Consider the following 22600-nt stretch of genomic DNA (forward strand, 5'->3'; position numbering starts at 1 on the left):
GGAGGTGATCGGGTGACGATCACGGATCAGTCCAAGAACAAGGCCGACGAGTCGGCCGAACGGCCCTGGCTGACGGCCATCAAGGACGTCCTCGACCGGCCGCTGACGTCGTACCACATCCTGCTCGGCGCAGCCGGTCTGCTGCTGGTGCTGGGGATCCTGATGGTCCTGTCGGCCTCCAGCGTGCAGTCGCTGCGGACCACCGGGAACAGCTACACGATCTTCTACCGGCAGCTGATCTGGGTCGGCGTCGGTCTCCCGATGGCCTATGTCGCGTCCCGGATGACGCCGCGGCACTTCCGGATGCTCGCCTACGTCGCGTTGCTGGGCTCGGTGTTCCTGCTCGTCCTCACCTACATCCCGGGCATCGGCAAGGAGGTCAACGGCAACACGAACTGGGTCAGTTTCGGTGGTCCGTTGCAGATCCAGCCGAGTGAGTTCGCCAAGCTGGCGCTGGTGATGTGGTGCGCGGATCTGTACGCCCGCAAGCAGAAACTGCTGACCCAGTGGAAACACCTGCTGGTCCCGATGGTGCCGGTCTGCGGTCTGGTGATCGCGCTGATCGTCGGCCAGCACGACCTCGGTACGTCGCTGGTGCTGATGGCCGTGATGATCGGGATGATCTGGGTGGTCGGCGCGCCGACCCGGCTGTTCGTGGCGATGATGGGGATCGTCGGCTCGATCGCCGCGTTCTTCGTCAGCCAGGAGAGCTACCGGATGAAGCGGGTGACCCAGTTCATGGACCCGTTCGCCGACCCGAGCAACGTGGGCTGGCAGGCCTATCACGCCTTCTACGCGCTCTCCACCGGCGGCTGGTGGGGCGTCGGGATCGGCAACAGCCGGCAGAAGTGGGGCAACCTGCCCGAGGCGCACACCGACTTCATCTTCGCCGTGATCGGTGAGGAGCTGGGCCTGATCGGCTCACTCACCGTGCTCGCGCTGTTCCTCGCGGTCGCCTACGCCGGGGTCCGGATCGCGACCCGGAACACGGAGCCGTTCGTCCGCTATGCGAGCGCCGGAATCACCGTCTGGCTGCTGGCCCAGACGCTGGTCAATCTGGGTGCCGTGATCGGTTTGCTACCCATCGTGGGTATCCCGCTTCCGCTTTTGTCGTACGGTGGGTCCGCACTGCTGCCGTCGCTGATCGCGATCGGCATGTTGCTGTCCTTCGCGAAGGCGGAGCCCGGCGCGCAGGCCGCCCTCAAGGAGATCCGGCGGCCTCGGTTCGGGTGGATGTCTTCGTGGCGCACACCTGGCCGTACCGGCCGTGAGAACACGCGGGAGCGTTGAAAGCTGTGCCGAGCATCGTCCTGGCCGGTGGGGGAACCGCCGGCCATACTTCCCCCCTGATCGCTACCGCCGACGCCCTGCGCCGGATCGACCCGACGATCGAGATCATCGCGCTCGGGACCGAGCGTGGCCTCGAGGTCCGGGTCGTGCCCGAGGCCGGGTACCGGCTCGAACTGATTCCGCCCGTCCCGCTGCCGCGCAAGCCCACGCCGGCGCTGTTCGCCGTACCGGGCAAGATGCTCAGCTCGGTCAGCGCGGCCCGCAAGGTGCTCGACGAGGCCAAGGCGGACGTGCTGGTCGGCTTCGGCGGGTACGTCTCCACCCCGGCGTACGTCGCGGCCTGGCGCCGCAAGACGCCGATCGTCGTGCACGAGGGTAACGCGACCCCGGGCATCGCGAACAAGTTCGCCGCCCGCTACTGCACCGAGACGGTGATCACCTCCTTCCCCGGTACGGACCTGCCGCACGCCCAGTACGTCGGGCTGCCGATCCGGCGGGCGATCTCGACCCTCGACAGGGCCGCGTTGCGGGCCGAGGCACGCGAGTTCTTCGGGCTCGACCCGGACGCACCGACCGTGTTCATCACCGGTGGCTCGCAGGGTGCCCGGCAGCTGAACGAGGCGTTCGGCGGGGCCGCGGCCGATCTGCTCGCCGCGGGGGTCCAGGTGATCCACGCGATCGGCTCCAAGAACAGCCTCGAGGTCACCCAGACCGGGCCGTATCCGTACCGGGTGCTCAACTACATCGACCGGATGGACTACGCCTACGCCGCCGCCGACCTGGTCGTCTGCCGTTCGGGTGCGAACGCGGTCACCGAAGCGTCCGGCGTCGGCCTGCCGGCCATCTACGTTCCGTTGCCGCACGGTAACGGTGAGCAGCGCCAGAACGCCAAGGCAGTGGTTGAGGCCGGCGGTGGCCTGCTGGTCGACAACGCCGAGGTGACTCCGGACTGGGTTCGCGCGACGGTTCCGCAACTTCTGCACGACCGCGAGCGTCTGACAGCCATGTCCAACGCAGCCAAGGGTCTGATCAAGCTGGACGCCGACGACCGGTTGGCGCAGATCATCCTCGATGTGGTGAGGTCTTCCTCGTGATCGTCACCGCACCTGACAGCCATCTGCCCGCCGAGAAGCTCGGCCGGGTGCACTTCGTCGGTATCGGCGGCGCGGGCATGTCCGGGATCGCCCGGATCATGGCGGCCCGCGGCATCGAGGTCTCCGGCTCGGACGGCAAGGACGGCAAGGTGCTCGGCGCCCTGCGGGCCCTCGGCGCGACCTGCTGGGTCGGCCACGCCGCTGAGCATGTCGCCGAGGTGGACACCGTCGTCGTCTCGACCGCGATCCGCGAGAACAACCCCGAGGTCGTCGCCGCGCGCGCCGCGGGTATCCCGATCCTGCCGCGCGCTGCCGCGCTGGCCTCGGTGATGGTCGGCCGCCGCACGATCGCGGTCGCCGGTACGCACGGCAAGACGACCACGACGTCGATGCTGACGGTCGCGTTGCAGCACTGCGGCGCGGACCCGTCGTACGCGATCGGCGGCAACCTGAACGAGTCCGGCTCGAACGCCCACGACGGCAGCGGCGACCTGTTCGTCGCGGAGGCCGACGAGTCCGACAAGTCCTTCCTGACGTACAGCCCCGAGGTGTCGATCGTCACCTCGGTCGAGCCCGATCACCTGGACAACTACGGCGACGAGGCCAGCTACCGGCTCGCCTTCGAGCAGTTCTGCGATCGCGTTCTGCCCGGTGGCTTCATGGTCGTCTGCTACGACGACGCGGGCGCCCGGCAGTTGGTCGAATTCGCCCGGGCGAAGGGCATCGACGTACGGACGTACGGCGAATCGCCCGATGCGGACACCCAGGTGACCGAGCTGGTCGCGAGCGGCTCGACCCAGTCCTACGTGCCGGTGTTCCACGGCCGCAAGCTGCCGGTGGTCAACCTGCAGCAGGCCGGCAAGCACAACGCGCTCAACTCGGCAGCGGCGCTGACCGTCGGACTTGGGCTGGGCTTCTCCGCCGCCGACCTGGCCGAGGGGCTCGCTGCCTTCACCGGGACCGGCCGGCGGTTCGAGTTCAAGGGCGAGGAGGACGGTGTGCGGGTGTTCGACTCGTACGCCCACCACCCGACCGAGATCTCTGTCGACCTGGCCGCGGCCCGGACGGTGGCGGGGGAGGGGCGCGTAATCGTCTGCTTCCAGCCGCACCTGTTCAGCCGGACCCGGATCTTCGCGACCCAGTTCTCCGAGGCGCTCTCGCTGGCCGACGAGGTCGTCGTGATGGACATCTTCGCGGCCCGCGAGGACCCGGAGCCTGGGATCACCGGCGCGTTGATCGCCAACCACATTCCGCTGAAGCCGGATCAGGTCAGGTTCGAGCCGTCCTGGTCCGCCGTACCGCAACTGATCGCGGACCTGGCCGAGCCGGGTGACCTCGTGGTCACTGCGGGTGCCGGCGACGTGACGCTGATCGGACCCGAGGTACTCGGCCTGCTGGCCGAGCGGGCCGCCCTCACGGCAGCGGCCGCGGAGTGATTCGGTGGATCCGGTGGTGAGCGGGGGATGAGTCAGAGCACTGACCTTGCCCGGGCACAGGAGCGGTTCGCGCGCCGGCAGCGGTTGGTGCGCTGGCGCGGCTGGCTGCCCTGGGCGGCCGGCGGACTGGTCGTCCTGCTCGCCGGGTTCATCGCCTGGTTGTTCTACTTCTCGTCCGTGCTCGCGGTCTCCGGGGTGAAGGTGGCCGGCGCCGATACGGTGCCCGTGGCAACTATCACCCAGGTGGCCGCGGCACCGCTGGGAACACCGCTGGCCAAGGTCGACCTGGCCGCGATCGCGGACCGGGTGCGGACGATCCAGTCGGTCGCGGACGCACAGGTGACCAGGGCCTGGCCGAACCAGCTGAAGATCGTGGTGACCGAGCGGGTGCCGGTGGTGGTGGTCACCGACGGCAGCAACTTCGAGCTCGTCGACGCGACCGGGGTGGCCTTCAAGACGGTGCCGGCCCGGCCGGTGGATCTGCCCGAGGCGCTGGTGGTCGGGACACGGCGGGAAGTCACGATCAGTTCGGTGGTGAAGGTTTCGGCGGCTTTGCCGGAGACGTTGCGGGCCCAGGTGAAGTCGATCTCGGCGGCGTCGCCGGATTCGATCACCCTCAACCTCGGGTCCACGGTGAAGGTGGTCTGGGGCAGCGCCGATGACAGTGAGCGCAAGGCCGAAGTACTCAGCGTGCTGATGAAGCGGGACGCGAAGGTCTACGACGTCTCGGCGCCCGATCTCCCTGTCACCAAAGGGGAAAAGAAGTGAGCGTGCCCACATCGGGCACACATCGTGGTACGGGCGGCGAGGCGCGTGGACATTGCCGGAGCGTCTCCCGTAGCGTTCGAGGGAATCTAGGGTTGACAGAACTCTAATCGTGTACTTGAGGTAAAGGCCCTTCTGAGGACAAAGCAGTCACCGCCGAAGCGATCGGTGGGCGGGAGGGTCCCGGCAGGCGCAGCTCGGACGGCCAACTGGCCATAACGGGAACAGAACGAGGCGAGAGGCGCGGACGTGGCGGCACCGCAGAACTATTTGGCACTCATCAAGGTCGTCGGCATCGGCGGAGGCGGCGTCAACGCCGTCAACCGGATGATCGAGCACGGTCTGAAGGGCGTTGAGTTCATCGCCATCAACACGGACGCCCAGGCGCTGTTGATGAGCGACGCGGACGTCAAGCTCGACATCGGCCGGGAGGAGACCCGGGGCCTCGGCGCCGGCGCGAACCCGGCGATCGGGCAGAAGGCCGCCGAGGACCACGCGGAGGAGATCGAGGAGGCGCTGAAGGGCGCCGACATGGTCTTCGTCACCGCGGGTGAGGGCGGTGGCACCGGTACCGGCGGCGCGCCGGTGGTGTCGCGGATCGCGCGCTCCCTCGGGGCGCTGACGATCGGTGTGGTGACCCGGCCGTTCTCCTTCGAGGGCAAGCGCCGGGCGACCCAGGCGGAGGACGGCATCGCCGCGCTCCGCGAAGAGGTCGACACCCTGATAGTCATTCCGAATGACCGCCTCCTCACCATCTCCGACCGCGCCGTCTCCGTGCTGGACGCCTTCAAGCAGGCCGACCAGGTGCTGCTGCAGGGTGTCTCCGGTATCACCGACCTGATCACCACGCCCGGCCTGATCAACGTGGACTTCGCGGACGTCAAGGCCGTCATGTCCAACGCCGGCTCGGCGCTGATGGGCATCGGCTCGTCCCGCGGCGAGGACCGCGCGGTGGCGGCGGCCGAGGCGGCCATCTCGTCTCCGTTGCTGGAGGCAAGCATCGAGGGCGCGCACGGGGTGCTGCTGTCGATCGCGGGCGGCTCCGACCTGGGGCTGTTCGAGATCAACGAGGCGGCGCAGCTGGTCTCCGAGTCGGCGCACACCGACGCGAACATCATCTTCGGCGCGGTGATCGACGACGCGCTCGGCGACGAGGTCCGGGTGACCGTGATCGCGGCCGGCTTCGACGGCGGGATGCCGAAGCGCCGCGAGCAGGCGATGAACCAGGCCCGCCCGCAGAACAAGCTCCCGGCCGCTGGCGGCGACGTCGCTACGCAGGGCGTTCCGCGCGCCGCGCAGCAGGAGGCTCAGGCTCAGGCGCAGCAGCCGGCCAACCAGCCCCCGCCGTACGGCACGCCGCCGGCTTCCACGCCTGCAGATCCGGCCGGTCAGAACGCTGGCGGCCAGGACTCTGGTGGCCAGGGCGCTGGCCAGGCTGCTGGTGGGCAGGCCGCTGGGCAGGGTGGTTTCGGACAGGGTGCGCCGGCTGGCTCGCCCGCGCCGAGTTACCAGCCGCCGGCGGGTACGCCGACCGACGACACCGTGCCGGTGCCGAACACGGACCAGAACCGGGGCACCACGCACTCGGCCCGTCCGCAGGCCGGTGAGCCGGTCCGTACCGCGCAGCCGACCGGCCAGCCGTCCAACCAGCCGCCGGTGCCGCACACGCCGCCTCCGACCCAGTCCACGCCGGCTCAGCACTCCTGGCCGACCACCGGCCCGTCGAACGCGCCCGCGTCCCAGCCGGCTCCGCAGCGCCAGCCGCGCAAGCCCGACAACGACGAAGACGACCTCGACATCCCGGACTTCTTGAAGTAACTCAGAACAGCTTGAGGTGCACCGGGTCGGTGCCGGCGATCAGCCGGTGCCGGCCCGGTTTCCGTTGACCGGTGTCCGTCGGGTGGGGTCAGCTGGGCGGGGTCGGCTCGGGCTGTTGGGGGCGGTAGACCGAGACGACCACGCCGTAGCGGGCCTCTCCGGGGCCTGCGTCGACCAGGTCGTGGACCAGGTTGTCCAGGCGGGCCTGGAGTTCTTCGGCTTGAGCTTCGGTCAGCCGGATGTTGCGGAGGTTGAGCATCGGCTGGCCGGTCGACGACTGCAGCTCGGCCGCTGCCGCTTGCAGGGCGATCGCTGAGTTCGCGCGCTCGCCTTCGCCGGTGAAGTCGAACAGTTTCGCCGCGCGACGGTAGTACTGCTCCGTTCCTCCGCGCACCTGGCGGGTCTCCACGACCCGGACCATGCCGGCGTCCCGTAGTACGCCGAGATGGTGCGCGACGTTGCCCTTCGCCGTACCGAGCGAGGTCGCCAGCTGGCTGATCGTCGCCGCCTCCTGGCCAAGCGCGAACAGCAGCCGGTGCCGCAGCGGATGCCCCAGCGCCTTGAACTGCTCCGCGGTCGAGATCTCCAGCCGGTCTGCCATGTCGTCGGTCACAAAATCAAGCGTCAAGGGTTCTTGACGCTTTGTCAATCCCGGTGCTTGAATCCTCGGCATGCGCACAGACGAGATCACCGAACTGATCGACCGGCTCGCGACCCTGGTCAGCGAGCTCTACGTTTTCCCGGAGGTCGGCGCCGAGATCGCCGCCCGGCTGAAGAAGGCCGCAGCGGACGGCCGGTACGACACACTGGCCGAGCCCGAGGAGCTGGCGGCCCGGGTGACGGCCGACCTTCAGGAGGGCAACCAGGATCGCCACCTGCGGCTGAAGTTCCACGTCGACGAGGTGGTCGACGAGACCGATCCGGTCGCGGAGGACGCGGCCTGGCGACGGCATGCCGAGCTGACGGCGGGCGGGATGGCCCGGGTGGAGCGGCTGGCCGGCAACATTGGTCTACTCGAGATCCGCCCGCTGATCTTCGATCCCTCGCATGCCGGTGCCGCCGTGAGTGCCGCCATGTCGTTGCTGTCAGCAACGGATGCGCTGGTGATCGATCTGCGCCGCTGCCTGGGTGGTTCGCCTGACATGGTGGCGTTCCTGTGCAGTCACCTGTTAGACGGGGAGCCGGTGCACCTGAACGATCTGGTCACGCCCGCCGACGGCACGGTCCGCCAGTTCTGGACCAACCCGTACCTGCCCGGCCCGCGCTTCGGTGGTACCAAACCGATCTGGGTACTGACCAGCTCGACCACGTTCTCGGCCGCCGAAGAGCTCACCTACGACCTGCAGCAACTCGGCCGCGCCACCGTCATCGGCGAACGCACCGGCGGTGGCGCCCACCCCCGCGACGGCTTCAAACTCCACCCCCACCTGGAAGCCACCATCCCGATCAAACGCGCGATCAACCCCGTCTCCCAAACCAACTGGGAGGGCGTCGGTGTGGTGCCCGATGTCGAAGTACCGGCCGACGACGCCTTCCCCGAGGCCTACCGCCAAGCCCTCGACCACGTCCTCACCCTGGCAGCCGATCCAGCACGTCGCGCCCTCACCGAGGAGGCCGCCGCAGCCCGCCAATTGCTGCGACCTTGAACACCAACCGGTGACCTCGGACACGGTATTTCGTGTTCAAGGTCACCGCTTGGTGTCCGAGGACACCGCTTCCGCGCCGCGGGAGTCGTGTGCCGGATAGCCTTGACATGTGTTCGGTTATGACGAGGTTTTCGATGGGGCCCGCTTCGCCTTCACCGATCGGTTCGGGGGAGCGAGCCAACCGCCGTACGGGGAACTGAACCTGGGCAGTGCGCAGGGCGACGAGGCCGCCGCGATCGCGGAGAACTTCCGGCTGATCGCGACCGAGTTCGGCGTCGCCCCCGAGCGCGTCATCCGGGTCAACCAGGTGCACAGCCCCGACGTCCACGTGGTCGGGCCCGGCGATACGGCCATCGACCCACGCCCGCGAGCTGACGCGATGGTGACCACCCAGTCCGACGTCGTGCTGTGCGTCCGCGCCGCCGACTGCCTGCCGGTCCTCCTCGCAGACCAGACCAACAAGGTGATCGGCGCGGCGCACTCCGGTCGTCGAGGGATGTATTCAGGCGTCGTACCGGCAACAGTCGCCGCTATGCGCGCTCTCGGCGCCGGCCACATCACCGCCGTCCTCGGCCCGTACGCCTGCGGCAACTGCTACGAGGTACCGGCCGAGATGCGCGCCGAGGTCGCGGAGCGGGTGCCCGCGTCGTACTCGGAGACGAGCTGGGGGACCCCGGCGATCGACGTAGCCGCCGGGGTCGAGGCCCAGCTGGCCGAGCTCGACTGCACAGTCATCCGCGCGACCGCCTGCACCATCGAGTCGGAGAACCTCTACTCGTATCGCCGTGAAGGCGCCGTCAGCGGTCGGCTCGCCGGCCTGATCAGGTTGGCCGCGTGACGCGCGAAGAGGAGCTCGGCGAGAACCTGAAGGCGGTCCGCGAACGTATCCAGGCGGCCTGTGTGGCGGCTGGGAGGCCCGAGGGGGCCGTCACCCTGGTGGCGATCACCAAAACCTTCCCGGTCAGCGATGTACGGGCGCTGGCGGCGCTCGGAGTACAGGACCTGGGCGAGAACCGGGAGCAGGAGCTCAAGGTCAAGGCGCCGGACTGCCAGGACGTCACCTGGCACTTCGTCGGGCAACTGCAGTCGAACAAGGCCCGTTCGGTCGTCCGCAACGCGTCGGTGCTGCACTCGGTCGACCGGTCGTCGCTGGTGAAGGCGCTGTCCCGGGCCGCGGTCGACGAAGGCCGCGTACTGCGCTGCCTGCTGCAGGTGAGCCTGGCGGAGTACGGTCGGGACGAGGTGGCGACCGGGATGAGTCGTGGCGGGGTCGCGCCTTCCGAAGTACCGGCTCTGGCCGCTGAGGTCGCCGCGGCGGACGGGCTGGAGCTCGGGGGAGTGATGGCTGTGGCGCCGCTCGGCTCCGACCCCGACGAGGCGTTCGCCGGCCTGGAAGTCGTAGCCTCCCGGCTACGCTCCGAACATCCGGGCGCCGACTGGATCTCGGCCGGGATGAGCGGCGATCTGGAGGCCGCGATCAGGCATGGGGCGACACACGTTCGGCTCGGGCGTGCATTACTCGGTACACGTCCTCCACTGGGCTAGTGTCGACATCGAGACTCGACACGAAGGGCTGGAGGGCCATGAGCGGCGCGTTGCGCAAGATGGGTGTGTACCTCGGCTTGGTCGAGGACGGCGAGCGGTACAACGCGCGCTACGACGACGGCTATGACGACGAGTACGACGAAGAGGCCGTCGACGGGGAGTCCGACGAGACCGCGCCCGTCCCGGTACGACCGGACGAGCAGGTCGGCACCGTCAGCAAGTTCCCAGATCGACGTGGCGTGACAGCGACATCGCCGGAGGTTACCGAGTTGGCCCGCATCACCACCGTGCACCCGCGCAGCTACAACGAGGCGCGCGTGATCGGTGAGCACTTCCGTGACGGCACCCCCGTCATCATGAACCTGACCGAGATGGACCACGCGGACGCCAAGCGGCTGGTGGACTTCGCCGCCGGGCTGATCTTCTGCTGCCGTGGCTCGATCGAGCGGATCACCACCAAGGTCTTCCTGGTCTGCCCGCCGAACGTGACGCTGGCCGCGGAGGAGAAGGAAAAGATCGCCGCCGACGGGTTCTACAACCAGAGTTGAGGACGTGGCTTCGGCCGTCTTCTACACTCTTGTCTGACATGGATGCTCTCGTGCTCGTCCTCGGTGTTCTCTACTACGTGCTGCTCGCCTTCTTCCTGGCGCTGGTGGCGCGGTTCGTTCTGAGCCTGATCGTGATGTTCGCGCCGCAATGGCACCCGAAAGGGCCACTGCTGTTGCTGTTCGAGCTGATCTACTCGGTGACCGATCCGTTTCTGCGGCCGCTGCGGCGGATCCTGCCGCCGATCGGTGCCGGTGGCATCCGGGTCGACCTGTCGATGCTGATGCTGTTCGTCCTCGTCTCGCTGGCGATGTCGATCAACACCACCGCGATCAGGTCGATCTGACCCGGTGACGACTAGCGTGAGGATGCGAGTAGCTGGGTAGGAACCGACCCGGAAACATCGACCATGGGGAACGTTATCGACTGCCCGGATTCCGCCAGAACACAACGAAGCGATAACGTGATCTACTGAGTCGCCGAGGTCCAGGCCACGACGACTCCGCCAAGACACAGACAAACGAGGTGAAAGATGCCGCTGACGCCGGATGACGTCCGCTCGAAGCAGTTCACGCCCGTCCGATTGCGGGAGGGCTACGACGTCACTGAGGTCGACTCCTTCCTCGACGAGGTCGAAGCCGAACTCGAGCGACTTCTCGCCGAGAACGAGGAGCTGCGGGCCAAGCTTGCCGCGGCCCAGCGTGCCGGCAGTGGACAGGAACGACCGGTGGTCGACCAGACCGCCGCCCTGCCGCCTGTCGTGCAACAGCCCAAGCCGGCCCCAGTGGTCGTCGAGAAGCCCAAGGAAGAGCCGCCGCCAGTCGTCGCTCCGGTTGTAGCCGCCGCGGGGGCTGCTGCGGCAGCAGGAACCGTCGGCGACGCCTCCAGCTCCGCGGTGCGGCTGCTGGAGATGGCCACCAAGCACTCCGACGACCTGGTCCAGGAGGCGAAGGACACCGCCGACAAGATCATCGGCGAGGCCCGCGCCAAGGCCGAGCGGCTGGAGAACGAGGCACGTGGCAAGGCCGACCGGATGACCGGTGAGGCCCGCGCCCGCGCCGAGAAGCTGGACGGCGAGATCGCCGAGCGCCGCGCGCAGATGCTCGGCACGCTGGAGAAGCAGAAGGGTCAGCTCGAGCGCACCATCGACGACCTGCACGCGTACGAGCGTGAGTACCGCAGCCGCCTGAAGACGTACTTCACCGAGCAGCTCAAGGCGCTCGGCAACGGCGACGACACGCTCAGCCCGCGCAACGGCTTCCGCCCGGAGGCCCGCGCCCAGGCTCACGGCCACGGCGTTTAAGCACTACGAGTTGTGAAGTAAGTACCTGGTCTTTGGCGTGACTAGGGGCGGTGCTAATCCGGCAGCACCGCCTCTTTGTCATGTCCGGACTTTTCTGACTCAGGGTTGTTCATTCGTGACTAAGGGTCCCCACTGCAGGCCGCCGGAATTCACGGCCAGCTGAGTGGGGCCTTCTGTCCGCTGAGGGTGGCGACGTCGGTGATCCGCATTCGATAGGGCGTCAGTCTCAGAAGCGAGACGATTTCGCTCGACGGTCCATCTTGGAAGACCGACCAGAAGTCGAAGCCCAGTGGTGCGGGGGCTTCTCGGTACAGCTCCCAGACGCGTTGCCGGGTCGGCACGTCGTCGATCCACTCCGCCTGACAGTCCGCGCTCGCGGTGTCGTGAGTGGGATCCCAGTAGCTGCAGCTCAGGTACGGCGAACGGCCCAGGTGGGCCACCTTGACCGGAGTCGGCCTGGTGACGATCCAGCCGACCAACTGGTCGCCGTCGAACTCCCAGTAGGGATGCAGGATCCGCGACCGCGGTCGGCCGAGCCGGTCGACCGTCGCCACCGTGCACCAGACGATCCGGTGCGCCATCGCGAGGAACTCTTTCTGCACGCTCTCAATTTCCACAACCATGGTTGTAGATTACTTGATGCACAACCGCGGTTGTACAGTTCTCGGCATGGCAGATTTCGACCCGGCCGACGCGGACCTCTCGTTGGCCTCGCTCTTCGCCGGCTGGGCGCTGGCCGACGAACTCCAGCGTCGCCTCGGCGCCGACGGTTTCGAGGACTCCCGCTTCGCCGACGGGGTGATCTTCCAGCATCTGGTCACGGCACCTGTGACGATCAGCACCTTGGCCGACCTGCTCGGCGTCACCCAGCAGGCTGCCTCGAAATCGGTCGCCGACCTCCAGAAACGCGGCTATCTCTCCCGAGCCCCCGACCCCGACGACGCCCGCGCCAAGCTGGTGACCCTCACCCCTCGCGGCCAAGCAGTCATCGCATCCGCCCGCAAACACCGAGCCGCCATCGAGCTGGAACTCCAAGAGTCACTGGGCGCCGCCCGCATCGATGCGGCCCGCCTACTCCTGATCGACGTACTCCACCACCTGAACGCCACCCCAGCCCTACGATCCCGCCGAGTCCGCCCACCCACCTGACGCCATTCCCACCCGCAGCCCCGCACCCGCCGTCGACGCCGCGCCGGCCCGCGGCCGCCGGGATTGGTTGCTATGCGCAACGGGGACCGACGTCCAGCACATCGATACCCGCCGAGCAAGCGCTTACCTGGCCAGAGTGGGCTGATTTGCAGGGCTATTGATGTGCTGGCGATCCGCCCAGACCGGCGGCCACCACGCGACGCCCGTGGTGGCCGCAAACGCTGCCCTCGGCACCATCCGAGCACGCCATCTGAGGGGTTGACCCCTCAAATGGTGGGTTGTCACCCTCGGTTCAGGGGTGGCAACCCACCACGTCGGGGGTTAACCCCTCAAATGGTTCGCGTCGGGATGAGGGGAGGGGCTAGGCCTTGGTGAGCCAGTAGGTCAGGCCGAGGTCGTTGTCGGTCCCGGTGGTCAACGCCTCCGTCGCCGGCGGTGCCGACTGAGTGAGGGTGGTGGCGAGTACCTCGCGGCCGATCTCGTCCGCATGCTTGCCCAGGGCATCGGAAAGCTCCGAGTCCGTGCTGGTCAGCCAGACGGTGATCCGGTCGGAGACCTCGAGGCCGGAGTTCTTGCGGGCCTCCTGCAATGTCCGGACCACCTCGCGGGCGAGGCCGGCCTGCTTGAGCTCCGGGGTGATTTCGAGGTCGAGGGCAACCGTCTCGCCCTGTTCGTTGACGACCGACCAGCCTTCGCGGGGGCGCTCCGACAGCAGCACCTCGTCGGCGGAGACCTCGACGTCGGCACCGTCGACCTGCACGGTCGCAGTACCGGACGCCTTCAAGGACGCCGCCAGACCAGCCGCGTCGGCGGCGGCGATGGCGGCCGCGACGACCGGGGTCTGCTTGGCGAAGCGCTTGCCTAGCTCGCGGAAGTTGCCCTTCGCCGAGTAGTCGATCAGGTCCTCGCCGGCCGACGACAGCGGTGCGACCGCGCCGACGTTGAGTTCTTCGGCGATCTCGCGCAGCAGTTCGTCGTCCAGATCGGCGATCGCCGCCGACCCGACCAGCGCGCGACCGAGCGGCTGCCGCGTACGGACCTTCGCCTCGGCCCGAGCCGACCGGCCCAGCTCGACGACCCGTCGAGCCATCGACACGTGCGTCGCCAGCCGGTCGTCGATCACGGTCTCGTCGTACTCCGGGAACGCGGCTAGGTGCACCGACTCGGCCAGCCCCGGCGTGACCGGCCGGAACACGTCCTGCCAGACCCGCTCGGTGACGAACGGCGTCAACGGCGCCATCAGTCGCGTCAGCACGTCGAGCGTCTCGTGCAGCGTGGCCAGCGCTCCGGCGTCGCCCGCCCAGAAGCGACGGCGCGAGCGGCGTACGTACCAGTTGGACAGCACGTCGACGAACTGGCTGATCAGCGCGCCGAGCTTCTGCGTGTCGTATGCCGCGTATGCCTCGTCCGTGTCGCGGACCAGCCGATGCGTCTCGCTCACCAGCCACCGGTCGAGCACCGACCGCTCGGCCACCGGGGGAGCGGCGTCCGTCGGCGACCAGTCGGCCAACCGGGCGTACAGGGCATGGAAGGCGGCCGTGTTCCAGTACGTCAGCAGGACCTTGCGGACGATCTCGTTGAGCACGTTCGGCCCGATGCCGCGCGCCTTCCACGGCGAGCCGGAGCAGGCCATGAACCAGCGGACCGCGTCGGCGCTGTGGTTGTCCATCAGCGGGATCGGCTCGAGGATGTTGCCCAGGTGCTTGGACATCTTCCGGCCGTCCTCGGCCAGGATGTGCCCGAGGCAGACGACGTTGCGGTAGGACGACTCGTCGAAGACCAGCGTGCCGATCGCCATCAGCGTGTAGAACCAGCCGCGGGTCTGGTCGATCGCCTCGGAGATGAAGTCCGCCGGGTACGACTTCTTGAACTTCTCCCGCGACCCCTCGGCCCACGGGTAGCCCCACTGCGCGAACGGCATCGCGCCCGAGTCGTACCAGGCGTCGATCACCTCGGCTACCCGGGTCGACTCCTCGCCACAGGTCGGGCAGGCGAAGGTGATGTCGTCGACGAACGGCCGGTGCGGATCGGTCGCGCTCAGGTCGCGGCCGGCCAGCTCGCCCAGCTCGGCCAGCGACCCCACGCAGACCTGGTGGTCGTCGGCGCAGCGCCAGATCGGTAGCGGCGTACCCCAGAAGCGCGAGCGGGAGACGGCCCAGTCGATGTTGTTGCGCAGCCAGTCGCCGTACCGGCCCCACTTGACCGAGTCCGGGTACCAGTTGGTCTTCTCGTTCTCGCGGAGCAGCGCGTCCTTCACCTGGGTGGTGCGGATGTACCAGGAGGGGAGCGCGTAGTACATGACAGGGGTGTGGCAGCGCCAGCAGTGCGGGTACGGGTGCTCGTACGGCACGTGCTTGAACAGGACGCCCCGGTCGCGCAGGTCGTTGACCAGGTCCTCGTCGGCCTTCTTGAAGAACTGCCCGCCGACCAGCGGCACGTCGGCCTTGAAGGTGCCGTCGGACTCGACCGGGTTGACCACCGGCAGGTTGTAGGCGCGGCTGACGATGAGGTCGTCGGCACCGAACGCGGGGGACTGGTGCACGAGACCAGTACCGTCCTCGGTGGTCACGTACTCAGCCAGTACTACGTAATGCGCCGGCTCAGGGAATTCCACCAGCTCGAACGGCCGCTGGTACGTCCAACGCTCCATGTCGCGTCCGGCGTACCGGTCGGTGACGGTCCAGCCCTCGCCCAGTGCGCTCAGCAGCGGCTCAGCCACGACCAGCGACTCGGTGCCGTCGGTGGCGACCACATAGTCGACGTCCGGGTGGACAGCGACGGCCGTGTTGGAGACCAGGGTCCAGGGGGTCGTCGTCCAGACCAGGAGCGAGGCCTTGTCGGCTAGTGGGCCCGAGGTGAGCGGGAAGCGGACGTAGACCGACGGGTCGACGACGGTCTCGTAGCCCTGCGCCAGCTCGTGGTCCGACAGGCCGGTGCCGCAGCGGGGACAGTACGGAGTGATGCGGTAGTCCTCGACCAGCTGACCCTTGTCGTGGATCTGCTTGAGCGACCACCAGACCGACTGCACGTACTCCGGGTCCATCGTCCGGTACGGGTGCTCCATGTCCACCCAGTAGCCCATCCGGGTGGTCAGGTCGGCGAAGGCGTCGACGTGGCGTAGTACCGACTCGCGGCACTTGGCGTTGAACTCCGCGATGCCGAAGGCCTCGATGTCCTTCTTGCCGCTGAAGCCGAGCTCCTTCTCCACCGCGACCTCGACCGGCAGGCCGTGGCAGTCCCAGCCGGCCTTGCGCTCGACCGAGAAGCCCTTCATCGTCCGGTAGCGCGGGAAGACGTCCTTGAAGACGCGCGCCTCGATGTGGTGCGTGCCGGGCATGCCGTTCGCGGTCGGCGGGCCCTCGAAGAAGGTCCACGGCTCACCGCCGGCGGTCTGCTCGAGACTCTTGGCGAAGGTGTCCTGGTCGTCCCAGTGCGCGAGCACGTCGCGCTCGATCGCGGGCAGATCGACCTGAGCCGGGATCTGCTGCCACGGGGTGCTGGGTGTCTCCGCCATGTTCCTTCGTCCTTCGTCGAGCGTCGTGCTTGCTGGACGAAGGGACGAGGCCTCGGCGTCGTCGCCGGGCTCCGCGGTACCACCCTCCTTGGCCGGTCCGGGGGGACCTGCCCACTTCGTTACGCTCCGCTGCCGGGTCTAGTGAGTCCGTGAGGACCGTTCTTCCGGCGGCTCCGGGGTGATCGCCCCATCACTGCCTTGCGGTGTGCGGGCCCAGTGTACGACTTCGTTCCATCCGGCTACGAATCGTTAATCACTGGTCAGGACAAGGTTCGTCCCCCACAATGCTCGTGCGGGTTGCTGAGACGGTGCCGAAACTTAAGCAATTGCTTGCTGAAGAAGCTCCGAGACGCGGCTGTGACGCGCGGAACATCGAGTGGGCTTGAAGAACCGACTACCGTATGTCCACGGTCTGCGCGTCGGGCTGGCACGTGGCCTTCACGTGACCTACTGTCTTGCGACCAGTCCGCTTCAGTCTCCGACGAAGGCAGGGGGTAGCCGGCCATGGCTACATCGGCTCCGAAGAAGTCCGCCCCCAGACGTCCCGCCGCGGCCTCGAAGAGCGCCGCGAACTCCGCCGAGCCGGTCACCACGAAGGCCCCGGCCCAACAGCCTTCAGCGAAGAAGGCCGCTGCCAAGCAGACTCCGAGTAAGAGGGTGGCCATGAAGACGAACGAGAACCGTACCCCGGCGACAGCGCCGGCCAAGGTGCCGGCCAAGAAGGCCGAGAACTTCACGGTCAAGGACGGCGAGACGCCGTGGACCGCGGCCGAGATGGAGGAGCTGCGCGGTGAGCTCGAGGCCGACGCGATCCACCTGAAGGAAGAGATCCGCGACGCCGAGCAGGAGATCGTCGGACTGCTCCGCGACGGTGGCGACGGGGCCGGCAACGACCAGGCCGACGTCGGCTCGACGACGCTGGAGCGCGACCACGAGATGTCGCTGGCCCGGAACGCGAGCGACATGCTCGACCAGATCGAGCGCGCGCTGTCCCGGATCGACGACGGCACCTACGGCCTCTGCGAGAGCTGCGGCAAGGCGATCGGCAAGGGTCGGCTGCAGGCGTTCCCCCGTGCGACACTGTGCGTGTCATGCAAAGAACGCGAAGAACGCCGCTGAGCGACACCACCCCGTCCCACCTGCCAGGGGACGAGACCCCGAAGACCGAACCGGCCGACCTCGAGTCGGCCGGTTCCTCCTCGTCTCCTGCGGAGAGCGCCGGCGTAGCCGGCAGCTCGGCAGCGGCCGGCGGCGAAGCCGCATTACCGGCCTCCGCCGCCAGCGCTGACGAGGCCTCCGGCGACCCCGCCTTTTCCGCGCCGCCCGCCGGCGCAGCCGGCGGGCGGCGCGTGTTGGTGGTGTTGTTCGCCGTGGTTGGACTGCTGGTGCTCGGGCTTGATCAGCTGACCAAGGTGCTTGCCCTGCATCATCTGACGCCGGGGGAGCCGGTCAATGTCATCGGCTCGTTGCTGAAGTTCAATCTGATCCGGAATCCGGGAGCGGCTTTCAGCTTGGGGTCGAACCTGACGCCGGTGATCAGTGCGATTCAGATCGTCGTGGCGGTGGGGGTGGTTTACCTGTCGCGCAAGCTGGGGTCGATCGGGTGGGCGGTGGCGTTCGGGCTGTTGTTCGGGGGCGCGATCGGGAACATCACCGACCGCGTGTTCCGGGAGCCGTCGCCGTTCCATGGGCATGTGGTCGACTTCCTGCAGACGCCGCACTGGGCGATCTTCAACGTCGCGGACATGGCGGTTACCTCCGCCGCGATCCTGCTGGTGATCCAGACCCTGCGCGGAATCCGGCTCGACGGCAGTAAAGACGTGGGGAAGAAATGAGCGGCGACGCACGCACGGTGATGGTTCCCGACGGGCTCGCCGGTGAGCGGCTCGACGCCGCCCTGTCCCGCCTGTTCGGAGTCTCCCGGACCAAGGCCGCCGAGATGATCGAGTCCGGCCTGGTCCAGCTGGACGGCTCCCCGGCACTCAAGTCCTCCCGCGTCTCGGCCGGCGGCATGCTCGACGTCGAGCTGCCCGCGCCGCCGGGTGAGATCAGGGTGGTACCGGAGACCGTCGACAACCTACGGATCGTCCACGACGACGACGAGATCATCGTGGTCGACAAGCCGGTCGGAGTCGCCGCCCACCCGTCACCGGGCTGGACCGGCCCGACCGTGATCGGCCACCTCGCCGGCGCCGGCTTCAGCATCTCGACCAGCGGAGCGGCCGAGCGTAAGGGCATCGTGCACCGGCTCGACGTCGGTACGTCGGGCCTGATGGTGGTCGCCAAGACGGAGTACAGCTACACCGTGCTCAAGCGCGCCTTCAAGGAGCGCACGGTCAAGAAGATCTACCACGCGCTGGTCCAGGGTCACCCCGACCCGTTCACCGGCACCGTGGACGCCCCGATCGACCGGCACCCGCACCACGACTACAAGTTCGGCGTCGTCGCGGGCGGCAAGCCCAGCGTCACGCACTACGAGACGCTCGAGGCGTTCCGCTTCGCCACCCTGCTCGAGATCACCCTGGAGACCGGCCGGACGCACCAGATCCGCGTCCACATGTCCGCGATCGGGCACCCGTGTGCCGGCGACCTCACCTACGGCGCCGACCCGGTCCTCGCCGAGCGCCTCCAGCTCTCCCGCCAATGGCTCCACGCCATGCGCCTCGGCTTCACCCACCCCGGCAGCGGCGAGTACGTCGAGTACACGTCCGAGTACCCGGACGACCTCGACAACGCCCTGAACCAACTCGCCGGCGACCAGTAATTCCCTGTACTACGGCCAGCGGCGGACCGCCGACTGGTGTGGAACTGGTGTCGTCCACGACCGGATATCGGGCGGCCGATCCGGCCGTCGGTGAGCCGATTCAAAGACTGTCCATGGCCCCGCATAGGCTGGCGCAGTTCCACTCATCAACGCCTCTGGGAGGTCTGCGAAGACATGGCGTCCAGCGACAGTTTCGTGCATCTACATGTGCACACCGAGTACTCGATGCTGGACGGCGCCGCGCGGATCGACGAGTTGTTCAAAACGGCCCAGGAGATGGGTCAGCCGGCCATCGCGACCACCGACCACGGCTTCGTCTTCGGGGCGTACGAGTTCTGGAAGACCGCCAAGAAGTACGACGTGAAGCCGATCATCGGCGTCGAGGCGTACCTGACGCCGCACACCCACCGCAGCGAGCGCAAGCGGGTCAAGTGGGGCGACGCCAACTCGGGTCGCGACGACGTCTCGGGTAGCGGTGCGTACACGCACATGACGCTGCTGGCGAAGAACACGTCGGGCATGCACAACCTGTTCCGGATGTCGTCGCTGGCCAGCCTCGAGGGCTACTACTTCAAGCCCCGGATGGACCGCGAGCTGCTGCAGACGTACGGCAAGGGCCTGATCGCGACTACCGGCTGCCCGTCGGGTGAGGTGCAGACCCGGCTGCGGCTGGGGCAGTACGACGAGGCCATCAAGGCGGCCGCCGAGTTCCGGGACATCTTCGGCGCGGAGAACTACTACTGCGAGCTGATGGACCACGGCCTCGGCATCGAGCGCAACATCCAGGGCGACCTGCTGAAGCTGGCCAAGGAGCTCGGCCTGCCGCTGGTCGCGACGAACGACCTGCACTACACCAAGCCCGAGGACTCCGTCGCGCACGCGGCGCTGCTCTGCGTGCAGTCCGGCTCGACCCTGTCCGACCCGAACCGGTTCAAGTTCGACGCGAACGAGTTCTACGTGAAGACCGCCGCTGAGATGCGCGAGGTCTGGAAGGACTACCCGGAGGCCTGCGACAACACGCTGCTGATCGCCGAGCAGTGCGACGTGAGCTTCACCGAGGGCGAGGGCCGGTTCATGCCGCGCTTCCCCTGCCCGGACGGGCACAACGAGGAGTCCTGGTTCGTCGCCGAGGTCGAGACCGGCCTGCACAAGCGCTACCCGGCCGGGGTTCCGGACCACGTACGCAAGCAGGCGGAGTACGAGATCGAGGTCATCACCTCGAAGGGGTACGCGGGCTACTTCTTGGTCGTCGCCGACTTCATCAACTGGGCCAAGGAGAACGGCATCCGGGTCGGCCCCGGCCGTGGTTCCGGCGCCGGGTCGATGTGCGCGTACGCGATGCGGATCACCGACCTCGACCCGCTCCAGCACGGCCTGATCTTCGAGCGCTTCCTCAACCCGGAACGTATGTCGATGCCCGACTTCGACATCGACTTCGACGACCGCCGCCGCCCTGAGGTGATCCGGTACGTCACCGAGAAGTACGGCGACGACCGGGTGGCGATGATCGTCACCTACGGAACGATCAAGGCCAAGCAGGCGATCAAGGACGCCGGCCGGGTGCTCGACTACCCGTTCGCGATGGGCGACCGGATCACCAAGGCGATGCCGCCGGCCGTGATGGGCAAGGACGTGCCGCTGTCTGGCATCTTCGACCCGCAGCACAAGCGGTACTCCGAGGCGGGCGAGTTCCGCCAGCTGTACGAGGCGGACGCCGACGTGCGCAAGATCGTCGACACCGCCCGCGGCCTGGAGAACCTGAAGCGCCAGTGGGGTGTGCACGCGGCCGGCGTGATCATGTCCAGCGAGCCGCTGATCGACCTGATCCCGATCATGCGCCGCGACCAGGACGGCCAGATCATCACCCAGTTCGACTACCCGAGCTGCGAGACGCTCGGCCTGGTCAAGATGGACTTCCTGGGTCTGCGCAACCTGACGATCATGGACGACGCGGTCAAGAACGTGGAGGCCAGCCGCGGGATCAAGCTGGACCTGGACGCGCTCGGCCGCAGCCTCGACGACAAGCCGACCTTCGAGCTGCTCGGCCGCGGTGACACGCTCGGCGTCTTCCAGTTCGACGGCGGCCCGATGCGGGCGCTGCTGCGGCTGATGAAGCCGGACAACTTCGAGGACATCTCGGCCGTCGGCGCGCTCTACCGGCCAGGCCCGATGGGCGCGAACAGCCACACGAACTACGCGCTGCGCAAGAACAAGCAGCAGGAGATCAGCTACCCGCACGACGAACTCGCGGTCGCGCTCGAGCCGATCCTCGGGACGACGTACGGGCTGATCGTCTACCAAGAGCAAGTCATGGCGATCGCCCAGCAGCTCGGTGGCTACACGCTCGGCAAGGCGGACCTGCTCCGCCGGGCGATGGGCAAGAAGAAGCGCGAGGTGCTCGACGCGGAGTACGTCGGCTTCTCCGAGGGTATGAAGGCCAACGGCTTCTCCGCCCAGTCGATCAAGGCGCTGTGGGACGTCCTGGTCCCGTTCTCCGACTACGCGTTCAACAAGGCGCACTCGGCGGCCTACGGGCTAGTCTCGTACTGGACCGCCTACCTGAAGGCGAACTTCCCCGCGGAGTACATGGCCGCAGTTCTGACGTCCGTGAAGGACGACAAGGACAAGATGGCCATCTACCTGAACGAGTGCCGCCGGATGGGCATCAAGGTGCTGCCGCCGGACGTGAACGAGTCCGACTCGGACTTCACCCCGGTCGGCACCGACATCCGCTTCGGCATGTCCGGGATCCGCAACGTCGGGGTCAACGTGGTGGCCGAGATCGTCGCGGCCCGCCAGTCCGAGGGGCGGTTCACGGACTTCGTCGACTTCATCGACAAGGTGTCGCTGCCGGTCTGCAACAAGCGCGTGATCGAGTCATTGGCCAAGGCCGGCTCGTTCGACTCGATGAATCACGCCCGGCGCGCGGTCGTCGCGGTGCACGAACAGGCCGTCGACGAGGCGATCGACCTCAAGCGGAACGAGGCGCACGGCCAGTTCGACCTGTTTTCGATGGGCGACGACGACGAGCCGGCCGACGGCAACAGCCGGCTGACCGTGAGGGTGCCGGAGATCGAGGAGTGGGACAAGGCGACCAAGCTGGCGCACGAGCGCGACATGCTCGGCCTGTACGTCTCGGACCACCCGCTGTTCGGCGTCGAGCACGTGCTCACCAACAACACCGACTGCACGATCGGTCAGCTGCTCGCGGACGAGGACCGGCCGGACGGCACCAAGGTGACGATCGGCGGTCTGGTCACCGCGGTCCAGCGCAAGGTGAACAAGCGCGGCGACATCTACGCGATCGTCACCATCGAGGACCTCGAAGGTTCGATCGAGGTGATGATGTTCTCCTCGGCGTACCAGTTGCACGCGCATCTGCTGAGCAACGACGCGATCATCATGATGAAGGGCCGGATCCGCCGACGCGACGACCGCGTCGAGCTGAGCGGTGACGAGGTCACCGTGCCCGACCTGACCCAAGGCCCGAGCGGCCCGGTGGTGATCACGATGCCGGTCAACCGGTGCACGCCGCCGGTGGTCGACCAGCTCCGCGACGTACTGCAGTCGCACCCCGGCATGACCGAGGTGCAGTTGCGGCTGCAGGCACGGCAGAAGACGACGGTGATGCGGATCGGCGACCGGTTCCGGGTGACCCCGACCTCGTCGCTGATGGCGGATCTGAAGGCGTTGCTGGGCCCGTCGTGCCTGGCGGGCTAGCGGGACCTGC

The 22600-nt window shown here is 67.8% G+C and carries 18 protein-coding genes and 1 pseudogene; 16 read left to right on the forward strand and 3 right to left on the reverse strand.

Features of this window, described 5'->3' with window-relative positions; all coding sequences use genetic code 11:
- The first annotated feature begins 12 nt into the window (after positions 1-12).
- From ftsW to ftsZ, 5 genes and pseudogenes are all read left to right on the forward strand, one after another.
- Complete coding sequence (gene ftsW, locus OHA70_RS27695; protein ID WP_328322590.1) at positions 13-1290, forward strand: putative lipid II flippase FtsW; 1278 nt, start codon at positions 13-15, stop codon at positions 1288-1290.
- Positions 1291-1295: 5 nt separating this feature from the next.
- The gene (gene murG / locus OHA70_RS27700; protein ID WP_328322591.1) at positions 1296-2384 is read left to right on the forward strand and encodes an undecaprenyldiphospho-muramoylpentapeptide beta-N-acetylglucosaminyltransferase; all 1089 of its coding nucleotides are present in this window, start codon (positions 1296-1298) and stop codon (positions 2382-2384) included.
- Complete coding sequence (gene murC / locus OHA70_RS27705) at positions 2381-3820, forward strand: UDP-N-acetylmuramate--L-alanine ligase (protein ID WP_328322592.1); 1440 nt, start codon at positions 2381-2383, stop codon at positions 3818-3820. Before murG ends, murC begins: the two co-directional genes overlap by 4 nt.
- Positions 3821-3847: 27 nt before the next feature.
- Positions 3848-4588 carry a cell division protein FtsQ/DivIB gene (locus OHA70_RS27710; protein ID WP_328322593.1) on the forward strand — a complete coding sequence of 247 codons (741 nt, stop codon included), beginning with the start codon at positions 3848-3850 and terminating at the stop codon, positions 4586-4588.
- Positions 4589-4834: 246 nt separating this feature from the next.
- Positions 4835-5830 (forward strand): annotated as a pseudogene (gene ftsZ / locus OHA70_RS27715) (cell division protein FtsZ); the annotation flags it as partial.
- 661 nt (positions 5831-6491) lie between these two features.
- Here ftsZ and OHA70_RS27720 read toward each other — a convergent pair.
- Entirely contained in the window at positions 6492-7016 is a 525-nt protein-coding gene (locus OHA70_RS27720) for an ArsR/SmtB family transcription factor (RefSeq protein WP_328322594.1), read from the reverse strand.
- Between the two features lie 58 nt (positions 7017-7074).
- On the opposite strand from OHA70_RS27720, the gene OHA70_RS27725 reads away from it, so the two are divergent.
- The 6 genes from OHA70_RS27725 to OHA70_RS27750 all read left to right on the forward strand — a co-directional run bounded on the left by OHA70_RS27725 (position 7075) and on the right by OHA70_RS27750 (position 11443).
- On the forward strand, positions 7075-8049 hold the full coding sequence (locus OHA70_RS27725; RefSeq protein ID WP_328322595.1) for a S41 family peptidase: 975 nt from the start codon (positions 7075-7077) through the stop codon (positions 8047-8049).
- Positions 8050-8158: 109 nt separating this feature from the next.
- Positions 8159-8887, forward strand: a complete 729-nt coding sequence (pgeF, locus tag OHA70_RS27730) for a peptidoglycan editing factor PgeF (RefSeq protein WP_328322596.1) — start codon at positions 8159-8161, stop codon at positions 8885-8887.
- Positions 8884-9594: a YggS family pyridoxal phosphate-dependent enzyme gene (locus OHA70_RS27735; protein ID WP_328322597.1), complete on the forward strand. Its 711-nt coding sequence runs from the start codon at positions 8884-8886 to the stop codon at positions 9592-9594. Before pgeF ends, OHA70_RS27735 begins: the two co-directional genes overlap by 4 nt.
- Before the next feature lie 38 nt (positions 9595-9632).
- On the forward strand, positions 9633-10142 hold the full coding sequence (locus tag OHA70_RS27740) for a cell division protein SepF (protein ID WP_328322598.1): 510 nt from the start codon (positions 9633-9635) through the stop codon (positions 10140-10142).
- Positions 10143-10180: 38 nt separating this feature from the next.
- Positions 10181-10486, forward strand: coding sequence for a YggT family protein (locus tag OHA70_RS27745; protein ID WP_328322599.1), 306 nt, complete (start codon positions 10181-10183; stop codon positions 10484-10486).
- Between the two features lie 186 nt (positions 10487-10672).
- On the forward strand, positions 10673-11443 hold the full coding sequence (locus tag OHA70_RS27750) for a DivIVA domain-containing protein (protein ID WP_328322600.1): 771 nt from the start codon (positions 10673-10675) through the stop codon (positions 11441-11443).
- A gap of 149 nt (positions 11444-11592) precedes the next feature.
- Here the strand turns inward: OHA70_RS27750 and OHA70_RS27755 are convergent, their stop codons facing one another.
- Positions 11593-12066: a pyridoxamine 5'-phosphate oxidase family protein gene (locus OHA70_RS27755; protein ID WP_328322601.1), complete on the reverse strand. Its 474-nt coding sequence runs from the start codon at positions 12064-12066 to the stop codon at positions 11593-11595.
- Positions 12067-12112: 46 nt separating this feature from the next.
- Between OHA70_RS27755 and OHA70_RS27760 the strand changes: the two genes are divergently transcribed.
- Positions 12113-12592 carry a MarR family winged helix-turn-helix transcriptional regulator gene (locus OHA70_RS27760; protein ID WP_328322602.1) on the forward strand — a complete coding sequence of 160 codons (480 nt, stop codon included), beginning with the start codon at positions 12113-12115 and terminating at the stop codon, positions 12590-12592.
- A gap of 361 nt (positions 12593-12953) precedes the next feature.
- Here the strand turns inward: OHA70_RS27760 and ileS are convergent, their stop codons facing one another.
- A complete protein-coding gene (gene ileS, locus OHA70_RS27765) occupies positions 12954-16106 on the reverse strand; it encodes an isoleucine--tRNA ligase (protein ID WP_328322603.1) in 3153 nt (1050 codons plus the stop codon).
- Between the two features lie 504 nt (positions 16107-16610).
- On the opposite strand from ileS, the gene OHA70_RS27770 reads away from it, so the two are divergent.
- The 4 genes from OHA70_RS27770 to dnaE all read left to right on the forward strand — a co-directional run bounded on the left by OHA70_RS27770 (position 16611) and on the right by dnaE (position 22590).
- Positions 16611-17225 carry a TraR/DksA family transcriptional regulator gene (locus OHA70_RS27770; protein WP_328322604.1) on the forward strand — a complete coding sequence of 205 codons (615 nt, stop codon included), beginning with the start codon at positions 16611-16613 and terminating at the stop codon, positions 17223-17225.
- On the forward strand, positions 17198-17941 hold the full coding sequence (gene lspA, locus OHA70_RS27775; RefSeq protein ID WP_328322605.1) for a signal peptidase II: 744 nt from the start codon (positions 17198-17200) through the stop codon (positions 17939-17941). The genes OHA70_RS27770 and lspA overlap by 28 nt, the downstream gene beginning before the upstream one ends.
- Positions 17938-18870 (forward strand): RluA family pseudouridine synthase, encoded by a 933-nt coding sequence (locus tag OHA70_RS27780; RefSeq protein WP_328322606.1) that lies wholly within the window; start codon positions 17938-17940, stop codon positions 18868-18870. Before lspA ends, OHA70_RS27780 begins: the two co-directional genes overlap by 4 nt.
- Before the next feature lie 174 nt (positions 18871-19044).
- Complete coding sequence (gene dnaE / locus OHA70_RS27785; RefSeq protein WP_328322607.1) at positions 19045-22590, forward strand: DNA polymerase III subunit alpha; 3546 nt, start codon at positions 19045-19047, stop codon at positions 22588-22590.
- The last annotated feature ends 10 nt before the right edge of the window (positions 22591-22600 follow it).

This window comes from Kribbella sp. NBC_00382 (assembly GCF_036067295.1).
In the GTDB taxonomy this organism is placed as follows: Bacteria; Actinomycetota; Actinomycetes; order Propionibacteriales; family Kribbellaceae; genus Kribbella.

Excerpts from the sequence above, each read along its gene's own strand:
- OHA70_RS27710 (WP_328322593.1), top strand. The coding sequence starts at position 3,848 with ATGAGTCAGAGCACTGACCTTGCCCGGGCACAGGAGCGGTTCGCGCGC.
- OHA70_RS27725 (WP_328322595.1), top strand. The coding sequence starts at position 7,075 with ATGCGCACAGACGAGATCACCGAACTGATCGACCGGCTCGCGACCCTG.
- OHA70_RS27740 (WP_328322598.1), top strand. The coding sequence starts at position 9,633 with ATGAGCGGCGCGTTGCGCAAGATGGGTGTGTACCTCGGCTTGGTCGAG.
- OHA70_RS27745 (WP_328322599.1), top strand. The coding sequence starts at position 10,181 with ATGGATGCTCTCGTGCTCGTCCTCGGTGTTCTCTACTACGTGCTGCTC.
- OHA70_RS27750 (WP_328322600.1), top strand. The coding sequence starts at position 10,673 with ATGCCGCTGACGCCGGATGACGTCCGCTCGAAGCAGTTCACGCCCGTC.
- OHA70_RS27755 (WP_328322601.1), bottom strand. The coding sequence starts at position 12,066 with ATGGTTGTGGAAATTGAGAGCGTGCAGAAAGAGTTCCTCGCGATGGCG.
- OHA70_RS27760 (WP_328322602.1), top strand. The coding sequence starts at position 12,113 with ATGGCAGATTTCGACCCGGCCGACGCGGACCTCTCGTTGGCCTCGCTC.
- ileS (WP_328322603.1), bottom strand. The coding sequence starts at position 16,106 with ATGGCGGAGACACCCAGCACCCCGTGGCAGCAGATCCCGGCTCAGGTC.
- OHA70_RS27770 (WP_328322604.1), top strand. The coding sequence starts at position 16,611 with ATGGCTACATCGGCTCCGAAGAAGTCCGCCCCCAGACGTCCCGCCGCG.
- lspA (WP_328322605.1), top strand. The coding sequence starts at position 17,198 with ATGCAAAGAACGCGAAGAACGCCGCTGAGCGACACCACCCCGTCCCAC.
- OHA70_RS27780 (WP_328322606.1), top strand. The coding sequence starts at position 17,938 with ATGAGCGGCGACGCACGCACGGTGATGGTTCCCGACGGGCTCGCCGGT.
- dnaE (WP_328322607.1), top strand. The coding sequence starts at position 19,045 with ATGGCGTCCAGCGACAGTTTCGTGCATCTACATGTGCACACCGAGTAC.